Raw genomic sequence first — 25,500 nt, 5'->3', positions numbered from 1 at the left:
TCATGGCACCCGTTGTTTCACCCGCCCAGAATGGCAAGGCCTACACCTACGTCGATCATTCCTATGACGTCGTGGTCGTGGGCGCCGGCGGCGCTGGTCTTCGCGCCACGCTCGGCATGGCAGAGCAGGGCTTCAAGACCGCCTGCATCACCAAGGTTTTCCCGACCCGCTCGCACACTGTTGCGGCGCAGGGCGGTATTGCCGCTTCGCTTACCAACATGACGCCCGACTGCTGGCAGTGGCACCTTTACGACACCGTCAAGGGTTCCGACTGGCTCGGCGACGTCGACGCCATGCAGTATCTCGCCATGGAAGCCCCGAAGGCTGTCTATGAGCTGGAACATTACGGCGTGCCGTTCTCGCGTAACGAGGAAGGCAAGATCTACCAGCGCCCGTTCGGCGGTCACATGCAGAACTATGGCGAAGGCCCGCCGGTGCAGCGCACCTGCGCCGCCGCCGACCGTACCGGTCACGCCATCCTGCACACGCTCTATGGCCAGTCGCTGCGCAACAATGCCGAATTCTTCATCGAGTATTTCGCGCTCGACCTGATCATGTCCGATGACGGTCGTTGCACCGGCGTCGTGGCCTGGTGCCTGGAAGACGGCACGATCCACCGTTTCTCCGCCAAGATGGTCGTTCTGGCCACCGGCGGCTACGGTCGCGCCTACTTCTCGGCAACCTCCGCCCACACCTGCACGGGTGACGGCGGCGGCATGATCTCGCGCGCCGGCCTGCCGCTGCAGGACATGGAATTCGTCCAGTTCCACCCGACGGGCATCTACGGCGCCGGCTGTCTCATCACCGAAGGCGCACGCGGCGAAGGCGGTTATCTCGTCAACTCCGAAGGCGAGCGTTTCATGGAACGCTATGCGCCGTCTGCCAAGGACCTTGCCTCGCGTGACGTGGTTTCGCGCTGCATGACGATGGAAATCCGTGAAGGCCGCGGCGTCGGCAAGAACAAGGATCACATCTTCCTGCACCTCGACCACCTCGATCCCGCCGTTCTTCACGAACGCCTGCCGGGCATCTCGGAAAGCGCCAAGATCTTTGCAGGTGTCGACGTGACCCGCGAGCCGATCCCGGTTCTGCCGACCGTTCACTACAACATGGGCGGCATTCCGACTAACTACTGGGGCGAAGTGCTGAACGCCGACGCCTCCAACCCGGAACGTGTCGCTCCCGGCCTGATGGCTGTGGGTGAAGCCGGCTGCGCCTCGGTGCACGGCGCCAACCGTCTCGGCTCCAACTCGCTGATCGACCTCGTGGTCTTCGGTCGCGCCGCCGCCATCCGCGCCGGCCAGATCATCGACAAGTCCGAGCCGATCCCGGCGCTCAACACGGATGCCTGCGACAAGATCATGGCTCGCTTCGATGGCCTGCGTTACGCCAAGGGCGCGACGCCGACTGCCGTGCTGCGCGACAAGATGCAGCGCGCCATGCAGGAAGACGCCGCCGTGTTCCGCACGCAGGAAGCGCTGGAAAGCGGCTGCCGCCGCCTTTCGGCCATCTGGAAGGAACTGCCGGACGTCAAGGTCACGGACCGTTCGATGGTCTGGAACTCCGACCTTGTCGAAACGCTGGAACTCTACAACCTGATGCCGAACGCCATCACCACGGTATTCGGTGCGGAAGCGCGCAAGGAAAGCCGCGGCGCTCACGCCCGCGAGGACTACAAGGACGGTCCGCTTGGCGGCCGCGACGACGAGAACTGGCGCAAGCACACGCTGGCCTGGGTCTCCGAAGCCGGTGACGTCAAGCTCGACTATCGCCCGGTTCACACCGACCTCATCGCCGACGGTATCGATCTCAAGAAGATCGCGCCGAAGGCCCGCGTCTATTGATTTGAGGAGATATCGATATGGTTGAACTCGCTCTCCCGAAGAATTCTCAAGTCAAGGAAGGCAAGATCTGGCCGAAGCCGGCGGGCGCCAAGAATGTGCGCGAATACCGCATCTATCGCTGGAACCCGGACGACGGCCAGAATCCGCGGATCGACACCTATTACGTCGATCTCGATGATTGCGGCCCGATGGTGCTCGACGCTCTGCTCTACATCAAGAACAAGATCGACCCGACGCTGACGCTGCGCCGTTCCTGCCGAGAAGGCATCTGCGGTTCCTGCGCCATGAACATCGACGGCACCAACACCCTGGCCTGCACCAAGGGCATGGACGAGGTGAGCGGCACGGTGAAGGTCTATCCGCTGCCGCACATGCCGGTTGTGAAGGACCTCATTCCGGACCTGACGCAGTTCTACGCGCAGCACCGTTCGATCGAACCCTGGCTCAAGACCGTTTCCCCGCCGCCGGCGAAGGAATGGAAGCAGAGCCACGAAGATCGTCTCAAGCTCGATGGTCTGTACGAGTGCATTCTCTGCGCCTGCTGTTCGACCTCCTGCCCGAGCTACTGGTGGAACGGGGATCGTTACCTCGGCCCGGCCGTTCTGCTTCAGGCCTATCGCTGGCTGATCGACAGCCGTGACGAAGCCAAGGGCGAGCGTCTGGACAATCTGGAAGACCCCTTCCGTCTGTACCGCTGCCACACGATCATGAACTGTGCGCAGGCCTGCCCGAAGGGTCTGAACCCGGCCAAGGCGATTGCCGAAATCAAGAAGATGATGGTCGAGCGCCGCGTCTGATCGCGATTGTCCGAGCGACATTTTCAAGGAACAGGGAGCCGCCGGTTGCAAGACCGGCGGCTTTTTGATGCAATGCAATCGCAGCGGATGGTCATGGAATTACGTCTTTCGTTCCGAAATGCGACAATCGCCGGCAAGGCGACCTTGATCGCCCGCTATTTATTAGGATAATTCCGCCATGTTTCGCGGGTAAGGGCTGTATTGTCCTCAAGGCGGTTCGATGCGCCTCCGGGCGTATTCGAGATGACAGGGTCAACGGGAGTTCGAGAATGCAGTTGAGATATGTTGCGACAATCGCCGCAATCGGTCTTTCTCTTGCTGGATGTCAGCGCACGACAGACGGTTTTGGCGGTTCGTCCTCCTCCCTTGCCCCGCTTCAGGCCCAGCCGGTGGGCGGTGTCCAGTCGGGCGCCCTGCCGCCGCCGGCTTCGCCGCAAATGCCGCCGCAGCCCGGCCAGTTCCCGAATGCACCGCAGACGGCCTCGCTGACGCCGGGGGCTGCTTCCGCCGCTCCGCCGGCCACTGCGCAGGACGTGAAGAAGGAAGGAATGGTCGGGAGCTGGCGCGTTTCGAACGGTGGTTCGAACTGCGACATGTTCCTGACGCTGACCAATCTTGGCAGCGGCTCGCGCGGCGGAACGCGCGGTTGCTCGGGCACCCTCAGCACGATGGGCTCCTGGGAGGTTTCTGGCCGTCAGGTCAGTCTCAAGGATCGTAATGGCAATGTCATCGGCACGCTCTACAAGACTGCGGACAATCGTTACGAAGGCTCGACCAGCGACGGACAGACGGTCAGCCTGAGCCGTTGATGCCGGCGGGATGGCGGGGTGTTCGGCACGCTGCCATCACACGGTTGCGAAATGACAGTTTGGCGTGTCGATCGCCCAATCGGGCGAGACGTGCAAAAGATAAAACGGAGCCGCTTCTGCGGTCTTTCGGGTCGGATCATTCACGATGCTATCGAGACAGGATGCGCCGTTCGGCGTCAGTGAGCAACTTCGGGCACTGACGGAATCCGGCAGCCTTCAGGCGGACGATGCACAATTTGCCGTCGCCGCCCATCTCGATCGTATTCTCGGCGATCTTGGTGTGCGTCAGCCTTCTCCCAAGCGGGGCGCGCTCGGCTGGCTGTTCGGCAAAGGTCGGAAAGCGGAGCCCATTCAGGGCCTTTACGTCTATGGCAGCGTCGGTCGCGGCAAGACGATGCTGATGGACATGTTCTTCAAGCTGGCGCCGGTCGAGGCGAAGCGGCGGGCCCATTTCCATGAGTTCATGGCGGATGTGCATGCGCGCATCCATGCACACCGGCAGAAATTCAAGGCGGGGGAGACACGTCAGGCCGACCCCGTGCCGCCTGTAGCGGCGTCCATCCGCGCAGAAGCGGAACTTCTGTGTTTCGATGAATTTACCGTTACGGACATCGCCGATGCGATGATCCTGTCCCGGTTGTTCACGGAGCTGTTCGCACATGGCTGCGTTCTGGTGGCAACGTCCAATGTCATTCCGGACGATCTTTATCACAACGGCCTCAATCGTGGCCTCTTTCTGCCGTTTATCGGGTTGCTCAAGCAGAATGTCGAGGTGACGAGCCTCGATTCACCGACGGACTACCGCATGGAGAAGCTCGACAGCCTGCCGGTCTACATTGCGCCGCTCGGGCCGAAGGCCGACGCGGCCATGGACGCGGCCTGGAGCCGTGTGACCGGCGGTGAGGATGCCGAGCCGACCCAGATCCAGATGAAGGGCCGACATATCGACGTGCCGCTCGCCTGTGGCCAGGCCGGACGCTTCACCTTCGCATCGCTGTGCGAGGTGCCGCTCGGCGCTTCCGACTATCTCGCCATCGCGCATCGTTTCGACACGGTGTTTCTGGATGGTATTCCGCGCATGTCGCCGGAAAAGCGGAACGAGACGAAGCGCTTCATCATTCTGATCGATACGCTTTACGACAATCAGGTCCGGCTCTTTGCTTCTGCCGAGGCAATGCCGGAAGACCTTCTGGCCGAACGACGCGGTACGGAAGGTTTCGAGTTCGACAGAACCGTTTCCCGCCTTTTTGAGATGCGGAGTGCGGATTATCTCGAGCTGCACCGCACAAAACGCGGAAACTAATCCCCCATCGCGAGAAATTTCTTACGTTTACGTAAGAAATTATGACATTAAGTTGTTGTATTTGCTTCATCCGAAAGAATCGGTTGATATTTTTTGCAGTTGAGTTTAAGCCCGATGCCGAGAATGCTTGGCATCAAACCCGTTTTCGGGTTCTTTCGAGAGGAGACGCTTCGATGGCGCGTAATAAAATTGCACTCATTGGCTCGGGTATGATCGGCGGCACGCTGGCGCATCTGGCCGGTCTGAAGGAACTGGGCGACGTCGTCCTGTTCGACATCAACGACGGCGTGCCGCAGGGCAAGGGCCTCGATATCGCGCAGTCGTCGCCGGTCGATGGCTTCAACGCCAAGTTCACGGGCTCCTCCGATTACGCCGCCATCGAAGGCGCCGATGTCTGCATCGTCACCGCCGGCGTGCCGCGCAAGCCGGGCATGAGCCGTGATGACCTTCTGGGCATCAACCTCAAGGTCATGGAGCAGGTTGGCGCCGGTATCGCCAAGTACGCTCCGAACGCGTTCGTGATCTGCATCACCAATCCGCTCGACGCCATGGTCTGGGCTCTCCAGAAGTTCTCTGGCCTCCCGGCCAACAAGGTTGTCGGCATGGCCGGCGTTCTCGACAGCGCCCGTTTCCGCCTCTTCCTTGCTGAAGAATTCAACGTGTCCGTCCAGGACGTCACCGCCTTCGTGCTCGGTGGCCACGGCGACACCATGGTCCCGCTCGCCCGTTACTCGACGGTTGCCGGTATCCCGCTTCCCGACCTCGTCAAGATGGGCTGGACGACGCAGGAGAAGCTCGACCAGATCATCGACCGCACCCGTAACGGCGGCGCCGAAATCGTCGGCCTGCTGAAGACCGGTTCGGCCTTCTATGCTCCGGCTGCTTCGGCAATCGAAATGGCTGAGTCCTACCTGAAGGACAAGAAGCGCGTTCTGCCGTGCGCCGCTTACCTGGATGGCCAGTATGGCGTGAAGGACATGTATGTCGGCGTTCCGGTCGTGATCGGCTCGGAAGGCGTCGAGCGCATCGTGGAAATCACCCTCGATGAGCAGGATAATGCCGGCTTTGCGAAGTCGGTTGATGCCGTGAAGGGTCTTTGTGACGCCTGCGCGGCCATTCAGCCGTCGCTCAAGTAAGTCGGGTCAGTAACAACCAAGGAGGAGTGGTTCGTGAACATTCATGAGTATCAGGCCAAGGCCTTGTTGAAGAGCTATGGCGCACCCGTCGCGGCGGGTGTGGCCATCTTCAAGGCTGAGGAAGCGGAGGCTGCCGCAAAGCAGCTTCCGGGCCCCGTTTACGTGGTGAAGAGTCAGATTCACGCCGGCGGTCGCGGCAAGGGCAAGTTCAAGGAACTTGCGCCTGATGCGAAGGGCGGTGTGCGCGTTGTGAAGACCATTGAGGAGGTCGTCACCAATGCGAAGGAAATGCTCGGCAACACGCTCGTGACCAAGCAGACCGGCCCTGCCGGTAAGCAGGTCAACCGTCTTTACATCGAGGACGGTGCCAGCATCGCTCGTGAATTGTACCTTTCCATCCTGGTGGACCGTTCCGTCGGCCGTGTCGCCTTCGTCGTTTCGACCGAAGGCGGCATGGACATTGAAACGGTCGCTGAAGAAACGCCTGAAAAGATCGTCACCGTCGCGATCGACCCGGATGCGGGCGTGACGGCTGAAGATTCCGCACGGCTTTCCGATGCGCTGGAACTCGAAGGCGTTGCCCGCGGGCAGGCGTCCATGCTGTTCCCGCTGCTCTACAAGGCCTTTATCGAGAAGGACATGAGCCTGCTCGAAATCAATCCGCTCGTCGTGCTGACGGACGGCAACATCCGCGTTCTCGACGCAAAGCTCTCGATCGACGGCAACGCCATGTTCCGTCATCCGGAACTGCTCGAACTGCGCGATCTCACCGAAGAAGACGACAAGGAAATCGAGGCGTCGAAGTACGATCTCGCCTATGTCGCGCTCGACGGTAATATCGGTTGCATGGTCAACGGCGCAGGCCTTGCCATGGCAACGATGGACATCATCAAGCTCTATGGTGCGGAACCCGCCAACTTCCTCGATGTCGGTGGCGGCGCGTCCAAGGAAAAGGTCACTGCGGCCTTCAAGATCATCACCGCCGATCCGGCCGTGAAGGGTATTCTCGTCAACATCTTCGGCGGCATCATGAAGTGCGATGTCATTGCCGAAGGCGTGCTTGCAGCCGTTACGGAAGTGGGGCTCAAGGTTCCGCTCGTCGTGCGCCTTGAAGGTACCAACGTCGAGTTGGGCAAGAAAATCATCAGCGAAAGCGGCCTGAACGTCATTCCGGCCGACAACCTCGATGATGCCGCCCAGAAGATCGTTGCCGCCGTGAAGGGAAGCTGAGACGATGTCGATCCTGATCAATAAAGACACGAAGGTCATTTGCCAGGGCATTACCGGCAAGAACGGCACCTTCCACACGCAGCAGGCCATTCTTTATGGCACCAACATGGTTGGCGGCGTGACGCCCGGCAAGGGCGGCACGAAGTGGGATGCGGGTATCGTCGACAGCGGCATGGAGTTGCCGATTTTCGACACCGTGGCCGCAGCCCGCGAAAAGACCGGTGCCGATGCTTCGGTGATCTATGTGCCGCCGAAATTTGCGGCTGCCGCGATCGTCGAGGCCATCGATGCCGAGGTTCCGCTCATCGTCTGCATCACGGAAGGGATTCCGGTCGCCGATATGGTGAAGGTCAAGGCCCGGCTCGAGAAGTCGGCCTCGCGGCTGATCGGCCCGAACTGCCCGGGCCTTCTGACGCCGGGCGAATGCAAGATCGGCATCATGCCGGGCAACATCTTCAAGAAGGGTTCCGTCGGCGTCCTGTCGCGCTCGGGCACGCTTACCTATGAGGCCGTGTTCCAGACTTCGCAGGAAGGCCTCGGCCAGACGACAGCTGTCGGCATCGGCGGTGACCCGGTCAAGGGCACGGAGTTCATCGACGTGCTTGAAATGTTCCTGGCCGACGACCAGACGGAATCGATCATCATGATCGGTGAAATCGGTGGTTCGGCCGAAGAAGACGCGGCTCAGTTCCTCAAGGACGAGGCCAAGCGCGGTCGCAAGAAGCCGATGGTCGGCTTCATTGCCGGCCGTACGGCGCCTCCGGGCCGCACCATGGGCCATGCCGGCGCCGTCATTTCCGGCGGCAAGGGTGGGGCCGAAGACAAGATTGCGGCGATGGAGTCGGCAGGCATTCGTGTGTCGCCGTCGCCGGCGCGTCTTGGCAAGACGCTGGTCGAAGTCCTCAAGTGCTGAGGCCGCAAGACAATATGAAGAAGAGGGCAGGCTCCGGCGGGGCCTGCCTTGCACGCATGCGGGAATAAAAACATGCAGGCGCCGTTCCTCTCAGGGGACCGGCAGCGAAATGCGGAAAGCCGGTCGCACGGGACCCGGCTCAAGAATCAGGAGGCCGGCGGTCACGCCAGCGATTCATCATGGCAAGGCAAGAAACCAACGAACAATTTCAATTAACGTCCTTCCTCGATGGTGCCAACGCTGTCTACATCGAACAGCTTTATGCGCGCTATCAGGAAGATCCGTCTTCGGTGAACCCCGAGTGGCAGACCTTCTTCAAGGCGCTTGAGGACAATCCCGAGGATGTCAAGAAGGCCGCCAAGGGCGCCTCCTGGCGCCGGGGCAACTGGCCGCTCGCCGAAAGCGGCGATCTCGTTTCGGCACTCGATGGCAACTGGGCCACGGTCGAAAAGGCTGTCGAGAAGAAGGTGAAGGCCAAGGCCGAGGAAACCGGCAAGGGCATTTCGGACGCCGAAGTGCTGCAGGCGACCCGCGACAGCGTTCGCGCCATCATGATGATCCGCGCCTACCGCATGCGTGGCCATCTGCACGCGCAGCTCGACCCGCTGGGCATTGCCGCGCCGGTGGAAGACTTCAACGAGCTTTCGCCGGCTGCCTACGGCTTCACCGAAGCCGATTATGGCCGCAAGATCTTCATCGACAACGTGCTGGGTCTCGAATACGCGACGATCCCGCAGATGCTCGACATTCTGAAGCGCACCTATTGTTCGACGCTCGGCGTCGAGTTCATGCACATCTCCAACCCGGAAGAAAAGTCCTGGATTCAGGAACGCATCGAAGGTCCGGACAAGGGCGTCGCCTTCACCAAGGAAGGCAAGAAGGCCATTCTTGCCAAGCTGATCGAAGCCGAAGGCTACGAACAGTTCCTCGACGTAAAGTTCAAGGGCACCAAGCGCTTCGGTCTCGATGGCGGTGAATCGCTCATCCCGGCGCTTGAACAGATCATCAAGCGTGGCGGTCAGGAAGGTCTCGAAGAGATCATCCTCGGCATGGCGCACCGCGGTCGTCTCAACGTTCTGACGAACGTGATGGGAAAGCCGCACCGCGCCGTGTTCCACGAGTTCAAGGGTGGTTCGTTCAAGCCCGACGAAGTCGAAGGTTCGGGCGACGTGAAGTACCACCTCGGCGCTTCATCCGACCGTACGTTCGATGGCAATGACGTGCACCTTTCGCTCGTCGCCAACCCGTCGCACCTTGAAATCGTCAACCCGGTGGTGATGGGCAAGGCCCGCGCCAAGCAGGACCTGCGCGCCAAGAACTGGGATGGCGATATCGTCACGCTCAAGGAACGCTCCAAGGTTCTGCCGCTGCTGTTGCATGGCGATGCGGCCTTTGCCGGCCAGGGCGTCGTTGCCGAAATTCTCGGCCTTTCCGGTCTGCGCGGCCACCGCGTTGCCGGTACGATGCACTTCATCATCAACAACCAGATCGGCTTCACCACGAACCCGGCCTATTCGCGTTCGTCGCCCTATCCGTCCGACGTCGCCAAGATGATCGAGGCGCCGATCTTCCACGTCAACGGCGACGATCCGGAAGCGGTCGTGTTCGCGGCCAAGGTCGCGACCGAATTCCGCATGAAGTTCCATAAGCCGGTCGTGGTCGACATGTTCTGCTACCGTCGCTTCGGTCACAACGAAGGTGATGAGCCGAGCTTCACGCAGCCGAAGATGTACAAGGTCATCCGCGCGCACAAGACGGTTTCGACCATCTATTCCGAGCGCCTGATCGCCGAAGGCGTCATTACGCAGGCTGATTTCGATGCGATGAAGGCCGAGTGGCGCAACCATCTCGAAGCCGAGTTCGAAGCCGGCCAGGCCTACAAGCCGAACAAGGCCGACTGGCTGGACGGCGAATGGTCCGGCCTGCGCGCTGCTGACACGTCGGATGAAAGCCGTCGTGGCAAGACCGCCGTGCCGATGAAGACGCTGAAGGAAATCGGCCGCAAGCTGTCCGAAATTCCGGAAGGCTTCGAAGCACACAAGACGATCCGTCGCTTCATGGACGGCCGCGCACAGATGATCGAGACCGGCGAAGGCCTCGACTGGGCGATGGCGGAAGCCCTTGCGTTCGGCACGCTGGTCACCGAAGGCCACAAGGTTCGTCTGTCCGGTCAGGATTGCGAGCGTGGCACCTTCTCGCAGCGCCATTCGGTGCTCTACGATCAGAACTCCGAAGCCCGCTACGTGCCGCTGTCCAACCTTGCCGTCGGCCAGGCCAAGTACGAGGTCATCAACTCGATGCTCTCGGAAGAAGCCGTGCTCGGTTTCGAATACGGCTACTCGCTGGCCCGCCCGAACGCGCTGACCATGTGGGAAGCCCAGTTCGGCGACTTCGCCAACGGCGCACAGGTCGTGTTCGACCAGTTCATCTCGTCTGGCGAACGCAAGTGGCTGCGCATGTCCGGTCTCGTCTGCCTTCTGCCGCACGGCTATGAAGGTCAGGGTCCGGAACACTCCTCGGCCCGTCTGGAGCGCTTCCTCCAGCTCTGCGCCGAAGACAACATGCAGGTTGCCAACTGCACGACGCCGGCCAACTACTTCCACATCCTGCGCCGCCAGGTTCGTCGCGACTTCCGCAAGCCGCTGATCCTGATGACGCCGAAGTCCCTCCTGCGTCACAAGCGTGCGGTGTCCAGCCTTGCCGACCTCGCCGGCGAGAGCAACTTCCACCGCCTGCTGTGGGATGATGCCGAATTCCAGAAGGACGGCCCGATCAAGCTCGTCAAGGATGCGAAGATCCGTCGCGTCGTGATGTGCACGGGCAAGGTCTATTACGACCTGCTGGAAGAGCGTGAAAAGCGCGGTATCGACGATGTCTACCTGCTGCGCGTCGAACAGCTCTACCCGTTCCCGGCCAAGGCTCTGATCAACATCCTGTCGCGTTTCCGCAATGCGGAGATGGTCTGGTGCCAGGAAGAGCCGAAGAACATGGGTGCGTGGTCGTTCATCGATCCGTACCTGGAATGGGTGCTGGCGCATATCGATGCCAAGTACCAGAAGGTCCGTTACACGGGCCGTCCGGCCGCCGCCTCGCCGGCAACCGGCCTCATGTCCAAGCATCTGGCGCAGCTCGCCGCCTTCCTCGAGGACGCTCTGGGGGGCTGATCGCCCCCCGGACTGCGACCCCACGACCGAAACACGATCTGATGAAACGGAATTAAATCATGGCTACCGAAATCCGCGTCCCCACGTTGGGCGAATCCGTCAGCGAAGCTACCGTCGGCACCTGGTTCAAGAAGGTTGGCGATGTCGTCAAGGCTGATGAACCGATCGTCGAACTCGAAACCGACAAGGTGACCGTCGAAGTGCCGGCTCCGGCCTCCGGCGTTCTCACTGAAATCGTTGCCGCTGCCGGCGAAACCGTCGGCCTCGCTGCCCTTCTCGGCCAGATCGCCGAAGGCGGCGCTGGTGTTGTCGCCGCTCCGGCTGCTGCCGCGGCTCCTGCCCCCGCCGCTCCGGCTCCGGTCGCTGCTGCCGCTCCGGCTGCCGCTGCCGTCCCGCCGTCGCCGGCGGCTGCCAAGGTCGCTGCCGATGCCGGCCTCTCCACCGCTGATGTCGATGGTTCCGGCAAGCGCGGCCAGGTGCTGAAGGGCGACGTTCTCGCCGCCATCGCCAAGGGCCCGGTCGCCGCCGCCGCTCCGGCTCCCGCTGCCACGGTCCGCGCTCCTGTTGCTGCCGACGACGCTTCCCGCGAAGAGCGCGTGAAGATGACGCGCCTGCGCCAGACGATCGCCAAGCGCCTCAAGGACGCCCAGAACACGGCCGCCATGCTCACCACCTATAACGAGGTGGACATGAAGCCGGTCATGGACCTGCGCGCCAAGTACAAGGACCTCTTCGAAAAGAAGCATGGCGTAAAGCTCGGCTTCATGGGCTTCTTCACGAAGGCCGTGACGCATGCACTCAAGGAACTGCCGGCGGTCAACGCTGAAATCGACGGCACGGACCTTGTCTACAAGAACTTCTGCCATGTCGGTATGGCCGTCGGCACCGACAAGGGTCTTGTCGTTCCGGTCATCCGTGATGCCGACCAGATGTCGATTGCCGAAATCGAGAAGGAACTGGCACGCCTCGCCAAGGCCGCTCGCGACGGTTCGCTGTCCATGGCCGACATGCAGGGTGGCACCTTCACCATCACCAATGGTGGGGTCTATGGCTCGCTGATGTCCTCGCCGATCCTGAATGCGCCGCAGTCCGGTATTCTCGGCATGCACAAGATCCAGGATCGCCCGGTCGTCGTCGGTGGTCAGATCGTCATCCGTCCGATGATGTATCTCGCCCTGTCCTACGACCACCGTATCGTGGACGGCAAGGAAGCCGTGACGTTCCTCGTGCGCGTCAAGGAAAGCCTTGAAGACCCGGAACGTCTGGTTCTCGACCTCTAAGGATTGGATGGTATGGACACGCTCCCCGCGACAGCATCCGGCTTTGCCACGCTCGCCGCGTGGAGCGTCGTCCTGCTCATCGTCCACATCATGACGCAAGGCTTTACCGCTACACGCGAACTCGGCGCCAAGTGGAATGCCGGGCCGCGCGACGGCGGACGAAAGCCGACCGGCATTCTGGCCGGGCGAGCCGAACGGGCGAGCAATAATTTCCGCGAGACCTATCCCGGCTTTCTGGCCTTGTGCCTTGCCCTTGCGCTGGCCGGGGATCCCTCCGGCTGGGGCATGAAGGGCGCGCTGCTGTGGTTTGCCGCGCGTGTGGTCTATCTGCCGCTCTACCTTTCCGGCATTCCCGCGGTCCGGTCCGTCGTCTGGATGCTGTCGCTGGCCGGATTGCTCACGATGTTCGTTGTCGTCGTCTTCTGAGGATCGAAGCTGATGTCCAATTACCTCATGGAACTTGCAGCCCTGATGGCGATCTTCTCCTTCGCCATCGTGTCGCCCGGCGCAGACCTCGCCATGGTGATGCGCCAGTCTCTGGTTCATGGCCGGCGTGCGGCGATCTTCACATCGTTCGGGGTCGGAACATCGCTGATGTTCCATGTCACCTACACGATCCTTGGCCTTGGCCTCATCATTTCCAAGTCGATCCTGCTCTTCAACATCGTGAAGTGGCTGGGTGTTGCTTATCTGCTCTATATCGGCGTTCAATCGCTCCGGGCCGGCAAGATGTCGCTCGCCGTGGCGGAAGGCCCGGCGGACAAGGCACAGTCGGCGCTCAAGGCCTTCGGTCTTGGCTTTGCGGCCAATGCCCTCAATCCGAAGCCGGTGTTCTTCTTCCTGTCGATCTTCTCGACGGTCGTTTCGGTCGAAACGCCGACGGCGGTGAAATTCGGCTACGGGCTGGTGATGGCCTCCTGTCTGATCGCATGGTTCGTCGGCGTCAGCTTCTTTCTCACCACGCCGAAGATGCGTGCTGCCTTCGAGCGCGCCGGACAGTGGATCGATCGCACGAGCGGTCTGGTTTTCATCGCGCTTGGCCTGAAACTGGCCGTCCAGCGCGCCAACTGAACATGAACAAACGCCGCTCAGCGGCTCTCAAGGAATAGGAAAAGAAAAATGGCTTATGATGTCGTTATCATCGGTTCTGGCCCCGGCGGCTATGTCTGCGCAATCAAGGCAGCCCAGCTCGGCCTGAAGGTTGCTGTGATCGAAAAGCGCGCTACCTATGGCGGCACCTGCCTTAACGTCGGCTGCATCCCCTCCAAGGCGTTGCTGCACGCATCCGAAACCTTTGCCCACGTCAATCATGGCCTCGATTCGCTCGGTGTCGAGGTCGGCAAGCCGACGCTCAATATCGCCAAGCTGATGGGCCATAAGGACGGCGTGGTGAAGTCGAATGTCGATGGCGTCGCCTTCCTCTTCAAGAAGAACAAGATCGATGGCTTCACCGGCCTCGGCAAGATCGTTTCCGCTGGCAAGGTCGCCGTTGTCAACGACAAGGGCGAGGAGCAGATCCTCGAAGCCAAGAATATCGTCATCGCCACGGGTTCGGACGTTGCCGGCATTCCGGGCGTTGCTGTCACGATCGATGAGGAAACCATCGTCTCGTCCACCGGCGCGATCGCGCTGAAGAAGGTTCCGGAAAAGATGATCGTGGTTGGCGGCGGCGTCATCGGCCTCGAGCTTGGCTCGGTCTGGTCGCGCCTCGGTGCCAAGGTCACGGTCATCGAATATCTCGACAAGATCCTCGGCGGCATGGACGGCGAGATTTCCAAGCAGGCCCAGAAGCTCCTTACCAAGCAGGGTATCGAGTTCAACCTGTCTGCCAAGGTTACGGGGGTTGAAAAGACCGCTTCCGGCGCCAAGGTTACGTTCGAGCCGGTTGCCGGTGGCGAAGCCCAGACGCTCGACGCCGATATCGTTCTCGTTTCCACCGGCCGCAAGCCCTACACCGAAGGCCTCGGCCTTGAGGCCGTGGGTGTTGCGCTCGACAATCGTGGTCGCGTAGAGATCGATGGTCACTACAAGACCAACGTGCCCGGCATCTTCGCCATTGGCGACGTCGTCAAGGGTCCGATGCTCGCCCACAAGGCTGAAGACGAAGGCGTTGCGCTGGCCGAAATCCTCGCCGGCCAGCACGGCCATGTGAACTATGACGTCATTCCGGGCGTCGTCTACACCCAGCCGGAAGTCGCTTCCGTCGGCAAGACGGAAGAAGAACTGAAGGCCGCAGGCGTTGCCTACAAGGTCGGCAAGTTCCCGTTCACCGCCAATGGCCGTGCCCGCGCCATGGAAGTGACGGACGGTCTGGTCAAGGTTCTGGCCGATAAGGATACGGACCGCGTTCTCGGCGTGCATATCCTCGGTTTCGGTGCCGGTGAAATGATCCACGAAGCCGCCGTGCTGATGGAATTCGGCGGTTCTTCGGAAGATCTGGCCCGCACCTGCCATGCACACCCGACCATGTCGGAAGCCGTGAAGGAAGCCGCACTGGCGACCTTCTTCAAGCCGCTGCATATGTAAGCCGTATTAAATCTTTGTCATGTTCGGGACCGCGCCTTGCCAGTCAGGGCGCGGTCTTTTAATTTTTATATTGTTTTACAATGTTTTGACAAAGGACAAGATCATGGCAGCTTCCTCTCCGGCTTCCCCGGTGAATTTTTCCATTGCCCAGCGCGCCGTGCATTGGGCAACCGTCCTTCTGATCGCCTGGCAGTTCATTGCCGCCAGTGGTTTCGATGCGGCCAAGGAAGCGCGCAAGGCCGGCGCCGCGCTGGATGGTTTTTCGGCGTTTCTGATCCAGTCGCATTTCATTACCGGTTTCGTTCTTCTCGCGCTGGTGATCTGTCGTCTGTGGCTCCGGTTCACCCAGGGCGTGCCGGCTGAACCGGCGAACGAACCCCCGGTGCTCAAGCTTCTCGCCAAGATCACCCATATCGGGCTTTATGTCGTGCTGTTCGCCATGCCGCTTTCCGGCATCGCGTTCAAGTATCTCGGTCTCAGCTTTGCCCATGATCCGCATGTCGGGCCGCTGAAGGGCCTGATGATCCTGCTGATCGCGCTGCATGTGGCGGGAGCGCTGGTTCACCAGTTCATCTGGAAGACGGATGTTCTGGCCCGGATGACACGCGGCGTCTGAAACCCTGCTGCGCGTTTATGCGCAATTGCCTGTCGGGTTGCGGCATGTGAGGAAATTGCGAAGTGTCAATCGGGCTTTCGCAAGATGAAGATAAATGCCGCAACCGTTTCCCTGCCGCACGCCGCGCTACCTAGGGCGAACTGGGCCGATCGCTGGACGACCACTTTCTGCGGGCAGGCCATGACCGCGTCTCAGGTCGCGGAGGTTCTGTTTGCCCGTCCCCCGCGGTGGATACGCAGATTGATGGAACTGCGCAACACGATCGTCGGCGTCTTTGGCCTGAAAGGTGCGGGAACCCTGACGGGAGCAACCGGTGGCTTTCCGGTTGTGTCGGAAGGCCCCGGCCAGATCGTTCTCGGTTTTGACGACCGGCACCTCGATTTTCGCATCGTGCTCGATGTCAGCGCGGTGGATGGTGGGCAGCAGGCGAGTGTGACGACGCTGGTCGATCGGCACAATCTCGCCGGCCGGCTTTACATTCTCGCGGTGACGCCCTTCCATCGGCTGATCGTACGCACGATGTTGGGCAAACTGGCTGCGTTCGGATCGACGATTACCTGACCGGCGTCAGCGTAAAGCCCTTTTGCTGGAGAAGAGCGACGACGCCTTCTTCGCCCGGCAGGTGCAGGGCACCAACGGCCAGGAACACGTTGCCCTTATCGAGGATCGGCGCACCACGATCGGCCATGACGTGGTTGCGATCGCGGATCAGGCGGTCCTCGAAGGCGGCATAACCATCACCCTCGCCGGTGGTGGCGGGTGTTGCGGCCTTCAGCATCGGCATGATTTCACCCGGCTTCCCCTGAAGGTAAAGTTCGGTCATCGTCTCGAATATGTCTTCCATCCTGTCGCCAAGCGCCAGCGTTTCGATGAGGCCCTTGAGGTGGAAGTCGACCGGCAGATCGGCCATGGCCGAAAGTTGTTCCACCATGGTTTCCAGCCCCAGCACCTCACGGCCCGATGCCTGAGCGTCAAGCGCCAGCTTCTTGTCGAGGAAGATCTGGCCGGATTGCTTGCGGGCCGTTTCGCAGGCGGGCAGTGCGACGAAGCTCGAAATCAGCCAGGGTTGCATGCGCGCCACCGCAATCAGCGGAATGCCGCGACCCTTGAGCCCGGCCTCCAGCTTGTCGGCTTCTTCCTTGCCGAGAAGGTCCTGAATGGTCTTGCCGTCGGCCAGCATGGTGAGATCGGCGCGACCCATCATCGCAGCGGCCGTTTTCTTCTCGTCCAGCACATCGGTCGTTTCGATGACGACGGTTGAGGCGCTCTCATAGGGCGCGCGTGCCGCTTCCGGCAGAGCCGTCACACGCGGGTCTGTGACATGCATGGTGCCAAGCAGCCAGGAGGGGGCGATGCCCGGCTTTTCGACCTTCCACAAAATGGCGTCGCCATTCGGCACCTTGGCGGTATCAGCCAGCAGCTTGGCGTAAAGCGCGGGATCATTGGCCTGCATGCCCGGCAGTATGCTCTTGCCGTTACAGGCATTGCCGCCTTCGGCACGGGCCGGTGAAATCGTCGCGAGCGCGGCCACAAGCAGGGCCAGCAGCAGGAGCGGAAAGAGAGCCAACGCATGCAGGAGCGGGCGGGAAACGTGATCCGCGAGGACAAGGGCGGTGGATTCGGATTTGAAGCGCATCATGGCTTTCCGGTTCGGCGTTTTTGATTACGCCGCATGTTAACCGAGGAAATCTCGGATCGGTTTAACGGATGTGGTTAACGGTTTCATGCACGCGGGTGGGCGCGGTCGTAGATATCGAGCAGGCGGGCGGAATCGACGCCGGTATAGACCTGCGTGGTCGACAGGCTGGCATGGCCGAGCAGTTCCTGAATGGTGCGCAGATCACCGCCACCGGACAGGAGGTGCGTGGCGAAGGAGTGACGCAGCGCGTGCGGTGTCGCGGTCTCCGGCAGGCCGAGCGCGCCGCGCAGCTTCTGCATCTGCCGCTGGATGATGGCCGGTTGCAGCGGCCCGCCGCGTGCTCCGCGAAACAGCGGCTGATCGGCGGCCAGCGGAAACGGGCAGAGCGCCTGATACTGCTTCACGGCTTCCAGAACGACGGCGAGCAACGGCACAAGCCGTGTCTTGTCGCCCTTGCCGGTGATGCGCAATGCGGTCGTGCCATCGGGCAGATCGTTCGGGGTCAGGCCCAGCGCTTCGGAAATGCGCAGGCCGCAGCCATAGAGAAGCGCCAGAACAGCCGCGTCGCGGGCACCGATCCAGGCTTCCTCCTGAAGATCGCCGCCGGTTGCGATGACCTCCAGCGCCTGGTCTGGCAAAAGTGGCTTCGGCAGGGATTTCGGTTGCTTCGGCGAGCGGACCGCACCAACCCCGGCGGCATTGACCAGCCCCTTCTTTTCCAGAAAGCGCAGGAAGGAGCGGATGCCGGCGAGATGTCGGCCGAGCGAACGGGCACCATCGCCCTCGCGGCGGCGGGCGGCCAGAAAGCCTCGGAAATCGGCGGGTTTCAGCGTGTGAATGTCTTCGATACGGGCCGGACCACCGAGATGGCCCGTCAGGAATTGCAGGAATTGCCGCGTGTCGCGCTCATAGGCTTCCAGCGTCAGGCTGGCCAGACGGCGTTCGCCGGCAAGGCTTGCCAGCCAGGCCTGCCGTTCGGCAATCAGATCGGGAGCAGCGATAATGAGGATTTCGGTCATGGCTTCTATACCGGCTTTTGCGCCACTGTGCTCGACCGGGCGTTAGGAAATTGCTAACGAACGGGTTTGAAAGCCGGAGTTTTCCCATGCGACTTGCCGCGCTCACCGCTCGCCAGTACCGCTCGTTGAGAGCCATCCGCATGGAGCTTGGCGGCGTTAACCTGTTCATTGGTGCCAATGGCGTCGGCAAATCCAATCTCTACCGCGCGCTGCAACTGGTGCAGGCGGCCGTGCGTGGCACGTTTGCCGGGGAGATTGCCGCGGAGGGCGGCATGATGCAGGCGCTGTGGGCGGGGCCGCGCCGCAATCATGAACGGGCGCGGGTTGCCTTCAGCGTTGAAGTTGAGGACGCCGAACGCGGCCTGACCTTTTCCTATGTCATCGAGGCTGGGTTGCGCCCGCCGCTGGCCGCCGGCTTCATCTTCGAACCTCAGGTCAAGGCAGAACAGTTCTCGGTCGATACGGGGCGTGGTCCGGTCGTTTTGATGAAACGGGACGGACCCGGCATTGTGCTGCGTGACGAACGCGGGCGAATGAGATCGCTCGATGAGAGCCTGATGGCCTCGGAAACGGCGATTGCCTTGCTGGCGCATGGTGGCGTTGCCCCGGAAATTTCCACTTTCTGCCGCTTCGTGGAGCAATGGCGCTTTTTCCACGGGTTCCGCACCGATGCCGGTTCGCCGCTGCGGCATCCCTGCCTTGCGGTGACGTCTCCGTTGCTCGATGAGGACGGCGCCAACCTCGCCGCCGTGTTCGCGACGCTTTCCGTGACCCGCGGCGATACAGTCGATCTTGATCGGGCGGTGGCGGACGCGCTGGGTGGTGCGCGGCTCGTCATTCCCGAGCCGGAAACCGAGGCTTCTTTTGGTCTTGCCCTGCCGGAATTCGAAAAGCGGGTGTTCACCGCGCGCGAGCTTTCCGACGGGCAGTTGCGGTTTCTGGCGCTGGCGGGGGCGCTGCTGTCCTATCGTGCGCCGCCACTGATTGCGCTCAACGAGCCGGAAGCGAGCCTGCATCCCGACATGCTGGAACCGCTGGCCGATCTGATCGCGAGGGCTGCGGGCAAGAGCCAGGTCTGGATCGTGACCCATTCCGAACGGCTGGCCGAGGCGGTGCGCCTACGCTGCGGGTTGCGGCCGCTGCGGGTCATTCGCAAGGATGGCGCAACATGGATCGAAGGGATGCGGCTGACGGGCATGATGCCTGACGGCGATGATGAATAAGACGCTTTCCTGTTTCCATTTTCGGCGGGGGGAGGCAATGTCGCGGCAATGACGCAAGATTCGCTTTCCTCCCTGTTCGGCGATTTGCCGGAAGCGCCGAAGCCCGGCCGCTCCGTGCCGGTTCTGGTACCCATGCCGGCACCGGGGCCTTACAGCTATGGTGTACCGGCAGGAATGGCAGTGGAGCCGGGTTCGGTGGTGCAGGTGCCGCTCGGTCCCCGGCAGGTGATCGGCGTGGTGTGGGACGGCGTCTCCGACGGGGTGGATCCGAAGAAGCTGCGCCCGATGACCAAGGTGTTCGATTGCCCGCCGCTGACGAAGGAGATGCGGTCTTTCATCGACTGGGTGGCGGCCTACACGCTGTCGCCACCCGGGCTTGTCGCCCGCATGGCGCTTCGCGCACCCACTGCCTTTGATCCAGAGCCCATGGTCGAGGGCGTGCAGATCGGGCAGGGGCAGCCGGAACGGTTGACGCCGGCGCGACACCGGGTGATGGAACTGGCGTCCGAAGGCTTTGCCTGGACGAAAAGCGGTCTGGCGCACGCCGCCGGTGTCTCGACAAGCGTGGTCGACGGGTTGCTGAAGAGCGGGGCACTGGAAACCGTCTTCATGGCGCCGCCACCGGTGGTGGCAAGGCCTGATCCCGATTTCAGCGAGGGCCGTCTCGACGGGCTTCAGGTGGATGCTGCCGAGGAGTTGCGGGAGGCCGTGCGCGACGGGTTTTCCGTGACGCTCATCGACGGCGTGACCGGTTCCGGCAAGACGGAGGTCTATTTCGAGGCGATTGCAGAGGCGTTGAAGAACGGCAAGCAGGTGCTCATCCTCCTGCCGGAAATCGCGCTGACGGCGAGCTTCCTCGAACGGTTTCAGGATCGCTTCGGCGCGAAGCCCGCCGAATGGCATTCCGATCTTTCGCCGAAGATGCGCGAGAAGGTCTGGCGGCAAGTGACGACCGGCGAAATCCGCGTCGTGGCTGGTGCGCGCTCGGCCCTCTTCCTGCCGTTCGAGGAACTCGGCCTTATCGTGGTCGATGAAGAACACGACCCCGCCTACAAGCAGGAAGATCGCGTCTTCTATAATGCCCGCGATATGGCCGTGGTGCGCGGGCGTATCGGCGGCTTCCCGGTGGCGCTGGTTTCCGCCACGCCCTCGGTCGAAAGTCAGGTAAACGCCCGCTCCGGTCGCTACAATCTCATTCACATGCCAACACGTTTCGGTGATGCAGCGTTGCCGGACCTGCATCTCATCGACATGCGCCGGCATCCGCCCGAACGTGGCGGCTTTCTCTCACCCGTGCTTTTGCGCGGCATGAAGAAGACGCTGGAGAAGGGCGAGCAATCGCTTCTCTTCCTCAATCGTCGCGGTTATGCGCCGCTGACGCTCTGCCGGGTGTGCGGCCATCGCTTCCAATGCCCGCAATGCTCAAGCTGGTTGGTCGAGCACCGGTTCAAGGGGCAGATCCAGTGCCATCAGTGCGGCTATTCGGAACCGACGCCGCACGCCTGCCCGGAATGCGGCACGCTCGATCATCTCGCCGCCTGCGGGCCGGGGGTGGAGCGCATCGCGGAGGAGGTGGAGCGACACTTTCCGGAGGCGCGCACCATCGTCCTGTCCTCGGATATGGCTGGCGGGGTCCGCAGGCTTCGGCTGGAGCTTGAAGCCATTGCCAAGGGTGAGGCCGATATCGTCGTCGGAACGCAGCTTGTCGCCAAGGGTCATAACTTTCCGCTGATGTCGCTGGTGGGCATTGTCGATGCCGATCTCGGCCTTGCGAATGGCGATCCGCGCGCCGCCGAACGCACGTTCCAGCTTCTGGCGCAGGTGACAGGCCGTGCAGGACGTTCCGGCCTCAAGAGCCATGGCCTGATCCAGACCTATCAACCGGCGCATCCGGTGATGCAGGCGATTGCCTCCGGCGACCGGGATGCCTTCTATGATCGCGAGATCATGGAGCGGGAGCGGGCGCTGCTGCCGCCCTTCGGCCGGCTGGCTTCGCTTATCGTTTCCGCCGATAGCCGGGCCGATGCGGAAACCCATGCGCGCGGGCTTCGCGCCGCCGCCCCTGCCGTTTCCGGCGTTGCGGTCCTTGGGCCAGCGGAGGCGCCGCTGGCTTTGGTCAGGGGGCGGCATCGCTTCCGGCTTCTGGTTCACGGGCAGAGAACGAGCGATATGCAGGGCTTTTTGCGTGCCATGCTCGTGAACGGGCCGAAGGTGCGCGGTTCGGTGCATGTGCAGGTCGATATCGATCCGCAGAGCTTTTTGTGATCTGCATGGCAAGCGCCCGAAAACGGGCGTTTTCGCCGCCCTCGCTTCATGCCATAAGGGCGGCGATTTCTGATTTGGGGGCTTGCCATGGAATTCTACCTGCCGACCGAGACGGGCGAACTGCTCGCTTTTTCCGCTGCCGCCTTTACCGCAGCGCTCGGTCTCTTCATGATGTTCGCGCCGGGGCTGACCTTCCGGTTCCTCGGGCTCGGCTCCATGGAACATCGTCCGGGTGCGATTGCCGAAGCGCGTTCGATGCTCGGCGGCTTCTATGCGGGCATCGGCCTTTCGGCTATCCTGCTTGCGCAGGATTGGATCTACATGGCGCTTGGCGCCGGTTTTGCGCTCTCGGCCTTCGGGCGCATCCTGTCGCTCATGTCCGACCGGGGGCGTAACCCTATGAATTATCCCCTTCTGGTTGCGCAAATCATTCTGGCGGCGCTGCCGCTTGGTTACGTTTTCGGTTTTCTCTGAAAGCTGCGGACAGCGCACGGGCAAAAGGGCTTGTCGCTTTCCTGCCGTCTTTCGGACAAAATTTCAAAAAGGGTATTGTCCTATAGGCGTAAACCTTTAATACCCGTGTTGCGAGTCCGGACAGCGTATGCTAGACGGACCCCGAATTTGGAAAAAGGCATGGCTGAGGTCAGGCCAATTTCAGGCGAAAATGCAACGAATTCAGAATCTTGTTTAGCTCCTCTCCCGAGGGGGCAGGATTCTGGATGAAAATCAGGGAACTTTTGCCCGTGGCAGACACATCCCCGCTTATTTCCGGTGTTGCCGAACGTTATGCGTCGTCGCTGTTCGAGGTTGCTCTCGAGGCTGGCAAGGTTGACGCAATCGGTGCCGCTCTCGACGGCTTCCAGGCCCTGATCGACGAAAGCGCGGATCTGAAGCGCCTGGTGCTCAGCCCGGTGTTTACGGCCGAAGACCAGACGAATGCACTCGTTGCGCTCGCTCAGAAGGCTGGTCTCGATGCGCTCGTAACGAATTTTCTGAAGGTGGTGGCGGGTAACCGTCGTCTCTTCGCGCTTCCCGGCATGATCAAGGCGTATCGTCAGATCGCCGCCGCCCACCGTGGCGAAGTGACTGCCGACGTTACCTCTGCTCACGCCCTGACGGCCGAGCAGGACTCTGAATTGAAGGCGGCGCTGAAGGGCGTTACCGGTAAGGACGTGACGCTGGCCGTCACGGTCGATCCGTCGATCCTCGGCGGTCTGATCGTCAAGGTCGGCTCGCGCCAGATCGATACTTCCCTTCGCACCAAACTTTCCACCCTTAAGCTTGCACTGAAAGAGGTTGGCTGATGGATATCCGCGCCGCGGAAATTTCCGCAATTCTGAAAGATCAAATCAAAAACTTCGGCCAGGAAGCTGAGGTTTCCGAAGTCGGTCAGGTTCTGTCCGTCGGCGACGGTATTGCCCGCGTCTATGGTCTGGACAACGTGCAGGCCGGCGAAATGGTCGAGTTCCCTGGCGGCATTCGCGGCATGGCGCTCAACCTCGAAACCGACAATGTCGGTGTCGTTATCTTCGGTTCCGACCGCGACATCAAGGAAGGCGACACCGTCAAGCGTACGGGCGCCATCGTGGACGTTCCGGTTGGTCCGCAGCTTCTTGGCCGCGTGGTCGACGCTCTCGGCAATCCGATCGACGGCAAGGGCCCGATCGTTTACGAAAAGCGCGCCCGCGTCGACGTCAAGGCTCCGGGCATCATTCCGCGCAAGTCGGTTCATGAGCCGATGTCCACGGGCATCAAGGCCATCGACGCCATGATCCCGGTCGGCCGCGGTCAGCGCGAACTCGTGATCGGCGACCGCCAGACCGGCAAGACCGCCATCATTCTCGACACGTTCCTGAACCAGAAGCCGATCCACGACAATGGCCCGGACAAGGACAAGCTCTACTGCGTCTACGTCGCCGTTGGCCAGAAGCGTTCCACCGTTGCCCAGTTCGTGAAGGTGCTCGAAGAGCGCGGCGCGCTGCAGTACTCGATCGTCGTTGCCGCCACGGCTTCCGATCCGGCTCCGATGCAGTACCTTGCTCCGTTCACCGGTTGCGCCATGGGCGAATACTTCCGTGACAACGGCCAGCACGCCCTGATCGGTTACGATGACCTTTCCAAGCAGGCCGTTGCCTATCGTCAGATGTCGCTTCTGCTGCGCCGCCCGCCGGGCCGTGAAGCCTATCCGGGCGATGTGTTCTACCTGCACTCGCGTCTCCTCGAGCGCGCTGCAAAGCTGAACGACGACAACGGCGCCGGCTCGCTGACGGCTCTGCCTGTCATCGAAACGCAGGGCAACGACGTGTCCGCGTTCATTCCGACCAACGTGATCTCGATCACCGACGGCCAGATCTTCCTCGAAACCGACCTGTTCTACCAGGGCATCCGTCCGGCCGTTAACGTCGGTCTGTCGGTTTCGCGCGTCGGTTCCGCTGCTCAGATCAAGGCCATGAAGCAGGTTGCCGGCTCGATCAAGGGTGAACTCGCCCAGTATCGCGAAATGGCCGCCTTCGCCCAGTTCGGTTCTGACCTCGATGCCTCGACGCAGCGCCTGCTGAACCGTGGTGCACGCCTGACGGAACTCCTGAAGCAGCCGCAGTTCTCGCCGCTGAAGACGGAAGAGCAGGTTTCGGTGATCTTCGCCGGCATCAACGGCTACCTCGACAAGCTGCCCGTCGCCGACGTTGGTCGCTATGAACAGGCTCTGCTGAGCTACCTCCGCACGGAAGGCAAGGCCATTCTGGACGCCATCCGTTCGGAAAAGGCGATCTCGGACGACACGAAGGCAAAGCTCAAGGCTGCGCTGGATACGTTCACCAAGAACTTCGCCTGATCCGATCAAGCCAGGACGATAAGCGATGCCTTCACTTAAGGACCTAAAAAACCGGATCGCCTCGGTCAAGGCGACGCAGAAGATCACCAAGGCGATGAAAATGGTCGCCGCGGCGAAGCTGCGTCGTGCCCAGGAGGCCGCCGAGGCCGCCCGGCCGTATTCGCAGCGGATGGGTGCGGTGCTTGCCAACATCGCGCAGACTCTTGGCGACGACGACAGCGCCCCGAAGCTGATGACCGGAACCGGCAAGGACGATGTGCATCTGCTCGTCGTCTGCACGGCCGAACGCGGTCTTTGCGGTGGTTTCAACTCCCAGATCGCGCGTGCTGCGCGCGATCATGCCCGCCAGCTTCTGCGCGCGGGCAAGACGGTCAAGATCTTCTGCGTCGGCAAGAAGGGCTATGACATCCTGCGTCGCGAATTTGCGCCGTTGATTATCGAGAAGAAAGAACTGCGCGACGTTCGCAAGATCGGTTTCGAAAATGCGGATGCCATCGGCAAGCGCGTCATCGCAATGTTCGAGCAGGGCGAATTCGATGTCGCTACGCTGTTCTACTCGGAATTCAAGTCGGTGATCAGCCAGGTTCCGACCGCACTTCAGCTCATTCCGGCGGCGGCTCCCGTTGCTGCTACGGCTGATGCCGGTGCGCTCTATGAATACGAGCCGGATGCGGCTGCGATCCTCAACGATCTCATTCCGCGTAACATTTCCGTCCAGATCTTCCGTGCGCTTCTTGAGAATGTCGCGGGCGAAATGGGTGCCAAGATGAGCGCGATGGATAACGCCTCGCGCAATGCCGGTGAGATGATCCACAAGCTGACGCTTTCCTATAACCGTCAGCGTCAGGCTCAGATCACCAAGGAACTCATCGAAATCATTTCGGGCGCCGAGGCGCTCTGAGT

The 25,500-nt window shown here is 61.5% G+C and carries 22 protein-coding genes; 20 read left to right on the top strand and 2 right to left on the bottom strand.

From position 1 onward, the window contains the following. Positions 1 to 2 precede the first annotated feature (2 nt). The 14 genes from sdhA (at position 3) to GGQ66_RS12225 (ending at position 16,179) form a co-directional block, all read left to right on the top strand. Entirely contained in the window at positions 3 to 1,844 is a 1,842-nt protein-coding gene (gene sdhA, locus GGQ66_RS12290) for a succinate dehydrogenase flavoprotein subunit (RefSeq protein WP_183792902.1), read from the top strand. A gap of 17 nt (positions 1,845 to 1,861) precedes the next feature. Further along, a complete protein-coding gene (locus tag GGQ66_RS12285) occupies positions 1,862 to 2,641 on the top strand; it encodes a succinate dehydrogenase iron-sulfur subunit (RefSeq protein WP_183792900.1) in 780 nt (259 codons plus the stop codon). Positions 2,642 to 2,910: 269 nt separating this feature from the next. Beyond that, complete coding sequence (locus GGQ66_RS12280) at positions 2,911 to 3,450, top strand: protease inhibitor Inh/omp19 family protein (protein ID WP_183792898.1); 540 nt, start codon at positions 2,911 to 2,913, stop codon at positions 3,448 to 3,450. A 145-nt stretch (positions 3,451 to 3,595) separates the two neighbouring features. Further along, positions 3,596 to 4,753, top strand: coding sequence for a cell division protein ZapE (gene zapE / locus GGQ66_RS12275; RefSeq protein WP_183792896.1), 1,158 nt, complete (start codon positions 3,596 to 3,598; stop codon positions 4,751 to 4,753). 173 nt (positions 4,754 to 4,926) lie between these two features. Continuing rightward, positions 4,927 to 5,889, top strand: coding sequence for a malate dehydrogenase (gene mdh / locus GGQ66_RS12270; RefSeq protein ID WP_183792894.1), 963 nt, complete (start codon positions 4,927 to 4,929; stop codon positions 5,887 to 5,889). A gap of 33 nt (positions 5,890 to 5,922) precedes the next feature. Beyond that, positions 5,923 to 7,119 carry an ADP-forming succinate--CoA ligase subunit beta gene (sucC, locus tag GGQ66_RS12265; protein ID WP_183792892.1) on the top strand — a complete coding sequence of 399 codons (1,197 nt, stop codon included), beginning with the start codon at positions 5,923 to 5,925 and terminating at the stop codon, positions 7,117 to 7,119. Between the two features lie 4 nt (positions 7,120 to 7,123). Then, complete coding sequence (gene sucD / locus GGQ66_RS12260; RefSeq protein WP_183792890.1) at positions 7,124 to 8,032, top strand: succinate--CoA ligase subunit alpha; 909 nt, start codon at positions 7,124 to 7,126, stop codon at positions 8,030 to 8,032. 179 nt (positions 8,033 to 8,211) lie between these two features. Then, positions 8,212 to 11,196 carry a 2-oxoglutarate dehydrogenase E1 component gene (locus GGQ66_RS12255; RefSeq protein ID WP_183792888.1) on the top strand — a complete coding sequence of 995 codons (2,985 nt, stop codon included), beginning with the start codon at positions 8,212 to 8,214 and terminating at the stop codon, positions 11,194 to 11,196. Between the two features lie 59 nt (positions 11,197 to 11,255). Continuing rightward, positions 11,256 to 12,476, top strand: a complete 1,221-nt coding sequence (odhB, locus tag GGQ66_RS12250) for a 2-oxoglutarate dehydrogenase complex dihydrolipoyllysine-residue succinyltransferase (protein WP_183792886.1) — start codon at positions 11,256 to 11,258, stop codon at positions 12,474 to 12,476. Positions 12,477 to 12,488: 12 nt separating this feature from the next. Then, positions 12,489 to 12,902, top strand: a complete 414-nt coding sequence (locus GGQ66_RS12245; protein ID WP_183792884.1) for an MAPEG family protein — start codon at positions 12,489 to 12,491, stop codon at positions 12,900 to 12,902. A gap of 12 nt (positions 12,903 to 12,914) precedes the next feature. Continuing rightward, the gene (locus GGQ66_RS12240) at positions 12,915 to 13,547 is read left to right on the top strand and encodes a LysE family transporter (RefSeq protein WP_183792882.1); all 633 of its coding nucleotides are present in this window, start codon (positions 12,915 to 12,917) and stop codon (positions 13,545 to 13,547) included. 48 nt (positions 13,548 to 13,595) lie between these two features. Then, positions 13,596 to 15,002, top strand: a complete 1,407-nt coding sequence (lpdA, locus tag GGQ66_RS12235; RefSeq protein WP_183792880.1) for a dihydrolipoyl dehydrogenase — start codon at positions 13,596 to 13,598, stop codon at positions 15,000 to 15,002. Positions 15,003 to 15,105: 103 nt separating this feature from the next. Beyond that, the gene (locus GGQ66_RS12230; protein WP_183792878.1) at positions 15,106 to 15,618 is read left to right on the top strand and encodes a cytochrome b; all 513 of its coding nucleotides are present in this window, start codon (positions 15,106 to 15,108) and stop codon (positions 15,616 to 15,618) included. A gap of 84 nt (positions 15,619 to 15,702) precedes the next feature. Then, a complete protein-coding gene (locus GGQ66_RS12225) occupies positions 15,703 to 16,179 on the top strand; it encodes a DUF2867 domain-containing protein (RefSeq protein WP_183792876.1) in 477 nt (158 codons plus the stop codon). Here GGQ66_RS12225 and GGQ66_RS12220 read toward each other — a convergent pair. Together GGQ66_RS12220 and GGQ66_RS12215 are read right to left on the bottom strand one after the other, a co-directional pair. Further along, the gene (locus tag GGQ66_RS12220) at positions 16,172 to 17,254 is read right to left on the bottom strand and encodes a TraB/GumN family protein (protein WP_183792873.1); all 1,083 of its coding nucleotides are present in this window, start codon (positions 17,252 to 17,254) and stop codon (positions 16,172 to 16,174) included. The genes GGQ66_RS12225 and GGQ66_RS12220 overlap by 8 nt on opposite strands. Before the next feature lie 86 nt (positions 17,255 to 17,340). Then, the gene (locus GGQ66_RS12215; RefSeq protein WP_183792871.1) at positions 17,341 to 18,276 is read right to left on the bottom strand and encodes a tyrosine recombinase XerC; all 936 of its coding nucleotides are present in this window, start codon (positions 18,274 to 18,276) and stop codon (positions 17,341 to 17,343) included. A gap of 86 nt (positions 18,277 to 18,362) precedes the next feature. Here GGQ66_RS12215 and GGQ66_RS12210 point away from each other — a divergent pair, with 86 nt between their 5' ends. The 6 genes from GGQ66_RS12210 to GGQ66_RS12185 all read left to right on the top strand — a co-directional run bounded on the left by GGQ66_RS12210 (position 18,363) and on the right by GGQ66_RS12185 (position 25,498). Next, the gene (locus GGQ66_RS12210) at positions 18,363 to 19,499 is read left to right on the top strand and encodes an AAA family ATPase (protein WP_183792869.1); all 1,137 of its coding nucleotides are present in this window, start codon (positions 18,363 to 18,365) and stop codon (positions 19,497 to 19,499) included. A 48-nt stretch (positions 19,500 to 19,547) separates the two neighbouring features. Next, positions 19,548 to 21,764: a primosomal protein N' gene (locus tag GGQ66_RS12205; RefSeq protein WP_183792867.1), complete on the top strand. Its 2,217-nt coding sequence runs from the start codon at positions 19,548 to 19,550 to the stop codon at positions 21,762 to 21,764. Between the two features lie 87 nt (positions 21,765 to 21,851). Further along, positions 21,852 to 22,238 carry an AGROH133_08824 family phage infection protein gene (locus GGQ66_RS12200; protein WP_183792865.1) on the top strand — a complete coding sequence of 129 codons (387 nt, stop codon included), beginning with the start codon at positions 21,852 to 21,854 and terminating at the stop codon, positions 22,236 to 22,238. Positions 22,239 to 22,501: 263 nt separating this feature from the next. Beyond that, complete coding sequence (locus tag GGQ66_RS12195) at positions 22,502 to 23,068, top strand: F0F1 ATP synthase subunit delta (protein WP_183793136.1); 567 nt, start codon at positions 22,502 to 22,504, stop codon at positions 23,066 to 23,068. Next, positions 23,068 to 24,597 (top strand): F0F1 ATP synthase subunit alpha, encoded by a 1,530-nt coding sequence (gene atpA, locus GGQ66_RS12190; protein WP_183792863.1) that lies wholly within the window; start codon positions 23,068 to 23,070, stop codon positions 24,595 to 24,597. The genes GGQ66_RS12195 and atpA overlap by 1 nt, the downstream gene beginning before the upstream one ends. A gap of 25 nt (positions 24,598 to 24,622) precedes the next feature. Further along, the gene (locus GGQ66_RS12185; RefSeq protein WP_183792861.1) at positions 24,623 to 25,498 is read left to right on the top strand and encodes a F0F1 ATP synthase subunit gamma; all 876 of its coding nucleotides are present in this window, start codon (positions 24,623 to 24,625) and stop codon (positions 25,496 to 25,498) included. The last annotated feature ends 2 nt before the right edge of the window (positions 25,499 to 25,500 follow it).

The organism is Allorhizobium borbori, from assembly GCF_014196535.1.
Lineage (GTDB): Bacteria > Pseudomonadota > Alphaproteobacteria > Rhizobiales > Rhizobiaceae > Ectorhizobium > Ectorhizobium borbori.
Note: the sequence above shows the minus strand (reverse complement) of the source record. Positions and strands in the feature narration are given on the sequence as shown.

Excerpts from the sequence above, each read along its gene's own strand:
- sdhA (WP_183792902.1), top strand. The coding sequence starts at position 3 with ATGGCACCCGTTGTTTCACCCGCCCAGAATGGCAAGGCCTACACCTAC.
- GGQ66_RS12285 (WP_183792900.1), top strand. The coding sequence starts at position 1,862 with ATGGTTGAACTCGCTCTCCCGAAGAATTCTCAAGTCAAGGAAGGCAAG.
- GGQ66_RS12280 (WP_183792898.1), top strand. The coding sequence starts at position 2,911 with ATGCAGTTGAGATATGTTGCGACAATCGCCGCAATCGGTCTTTCTCTT.
- zapE (WP_183792896.1), top strand. The coding sequence starts at position 3,596 with ATGCTATCGAGACAGGATGCGCCGTTCGGCGTCAGTGAGCAACTTCGG.
- mdh (WP_183792894.1), top strand. The coding sequence starts at position 4,927 with ATGGCGCGTAATAAAATTGCACTCATTGGCTCGGGTATGATCGGCGGC.
- sucD (WP_183792890.1), top strand. The coding sequence starts at position 7,124 with ATGTCGATCCTGATCAATAAAGACACGAAGGTCATTTGCCAGGGCATT.
- GGQ66_RS12255 (WP_183792888.1), top strand. The coding sequence starts at position 8,212 with ATGGCAAGGCAAGAAACCAACGAACAATTTCAATTAACGTCCTTCCTC.
- odhB (WP_183792886.1), top strand. The coding sequence starts at position 11,256 with ATGGCTACCGAAATCCGCGTCCCCACGTTGGGCGAATCCGTCAGCGAA.
- GGQ66_RS12245 (WP_183792884.1), top strand. The coding sequence starts at position 12,489 with ATGGACACGCTCCCCGCGACAGCATCCGGCTTTGCCACGCTCGCCGCG.
- GGQ66_RS12240 (WP_183792882.1), top strand. The coding sequence starts at position 12,915 with ATGTCCAATTACCTCATGGAACTTGCAGCCCTGATGGCGATCTTCTCC.
- lpdA (WP_183792880.1), top strand. The coding sequence starts at position 13,596 with ATGGCTTATGATGTCGTTATCATCGGTTCTGGCCCCGGCGGCTATGTC.
- GGQ66_RS12230 (WP_183792878.1), top strand. The coding sequence starts at position 15,106 with ATGGCAGCTTCCTCTCCGGCTTCCCCGGTGAATTTTTCCATTGCCCAG.
- GGQ66_RS12225 (WP_183792876.1), top strand. The coding sequence starts at position 15,703 with ATGAAGATAAATGCCGCAACCGTTTCCCTGCCGCACGCCGCGCTACCT.
- GGQ66_RS12220 (WP_183792873.1), bottom strand. The coding sequence starts at position 17,254 with ATGCGCTTCAAATCCGAATCCACCGCCCTTGTCCTCGCGGATCACGTT.
- GGQ66_RS12215 (WP_183792871.1), bottom strand. The coding sequence starts at position 18,276 with ATGACCGAAATCCTCATTATCGCTGCTCCCGATCTGATTGCCGAACGG.
- GGQ66_RS12210 (WP_183792869.1), top strand. The coding sequence starts at position 18,363 with ATGCGACTTGCCGCGCTCACCGCTCGCCAGTACCGCTCGTTGAGAGCC.
- GGQ66_RS12205 (WP_183792867.1), top strand. The coding sequence starts at position 19,548 with ATGACGCAAGATTCGCTTTCCTCCCTGTTCGGCGATTTGCCGGAAGCG.
- GGQ66_RS12200 (WP_183792865.1), top strand. The coding sequence starts at position 21,852 with ATGGAATTCTACCTGCCGACCGAGACGGGCGAACTGCTCGCTTTTTCC.
- atpA (WP_183792863.1), top strand. The coding sequence starts at position 23,068 with ATGGATATCCGCGCCGCGGAAATTTCCGCAATTCTGAAAGATCAAATC.
- GGQ66_RS12185 (WP_183792861.1), top strand. The coding sequence starts at position 24,623 with ATGCCTTCACTTAAGGACCTAAAAAACCGGATCGCCTCGGTCAAGGCG.